This window comes from Micromonospora craterilacus (assembly GCF_003236315.1).
Taxonomy (GTDB): Bacteria; Actinomycetota; Actinomycetes; order Mycobacteriales; family Micromonosporaceae; genus Micromonospora; species Micromonospora craterilacus.
In genome coordinates this window covers 1-1,451 of the sequence record NZ_POTY01000473.1, presented here as the reverse complement: position 1 = coordinate 1,451, position 1,451 = coordinate 1, and the positions used below count along the sequence as shown (strand labels likewise).

Sequence of the window (1,451 nt, the reverse complement as noted above, 5' to 3'; positions counted from 1 at the left end):
CACCCCGGCCCGGCACGCCCCGGCCGGTCTACCCGCCCACCGGCAACCGTTCGGCGGCGCTCGGGCAGTACCTGGCCGCCGCCGACAACCACGACGACTACCTGGGCAAGTGGGGTGACGGGAAGGAGGTGGTCGGCTACGCCAACCTCGGCGAGGTCACCCTCTCCTGGGCCGAGGGCGACGCCAAGAAGGCGGTGCAGACGCTGTGGTGGCGCCTCGGGGGCACCGGCCCGGCGGCACCGCTGACCCGCTGCGTCGTCGACCTCTCCACCCGGGCCACCGGCCCACAGCGGGATCCCGACCACCTGGTGCTCATCCTGGAGGCGGCCGGCGCCGAGGGCAGCGCCGTGAGCGACCGCCGGGCCGAGGACACCTGGGTGTACTGGCGGGAGGGCAGCACCACCCGGCGGCTACGCGGCGGCACCGACGGCTACCTGTACGCCAGCAGCGCCGGCGACTCGGCCGACCCGTGGGACTACACCCAGCCGTTCAAACCGGCCACCGGCACGGTCGCGCAGGTCCCGTACAGCACGGGGGCGCGGCCGTTGCCCGACACGCTGCTCACCACCGCGAACCTGTTCCAGTCGCGCACCGTGCCGACCGTCCCGCCGGTCGACGCCGAGCAACCGCGATCGCTGGCCCTGCCCGCCCGACTGCTGCGCCTGGTCACCCCGACCGAGCTGGCCCTGTGGCCGGTGCTGTGGCAGCTACCCGACAGCTACTTCACCGATGGCCTGACCCAGGGCCCGCCTGTCTGGTCGGCACCGAACCCGCAGGGCCAACGCTCCCTCACCGTCGCCGAGGGCGGTGTGCCCGCCGTGCCACCCGACGCCAGTCGTCCGCTGGAGCGGGGCCTTCGCCTCGAAGGGGAGGTGGACGGGGCGGCGACCGAGGTACGGCTGCGACTGCGGGCCACCGCCGGCACCGACGTGACGCTGCGGACCGGCATCGCGGCCGACGCGCCGCAGACCACCGAGCTGACCGCACAACTCGGGCCGGTCACGGCCGGCGTGCGGAAATTCAGCGCGACCGTCTTCCTGGCTGCCGCCGTCGACGCGTTCGGCCCGGTCGAGATCGTCGTCACCGCGTCCGGCCCGGCGGTGCCGCACGTCGAGTCGTTCACCGTGCACCTGTGCGGCGGGCAGTTGGCCCTGGTCGACGACCCGCAGCCGGCCACCCGCGGTCCGCAGCTCGGCGCCGCCGACGAGCGCATCGTGGTGGATTTCGTTCGTTCACCCCAGGCCACCGTCGCCGCGCTGATGGCCGAGACCCGGGTGCGGCGGATGGTCCGGTACGAGATCCGCAACCAGCAGCGTCCGGTCGCCGCGGGCGGCAATCTGCTGACTCCGCAGATGCCGATGTGGATGGGGGAGGTGCAGTTCGTCGGTCTCAGCGCCGACCAACTGCGCGACCTGCTGCGCCGCCGGTACGCCCGCAAGGCGGTGCTCGAC

General features: G+C 73.9%; 1 protein-coding gene. It reads left to right on the top strand.

Annotated elements, in window-relative coordinates:
- Nucleotides 1–1,451, top strand: a 1,451-nt coding sequence (locus C1I95_RS35605; protein WP_158566527.1) for a hypothetical protein, incomplete at both ends; no start/stop codon positions are given.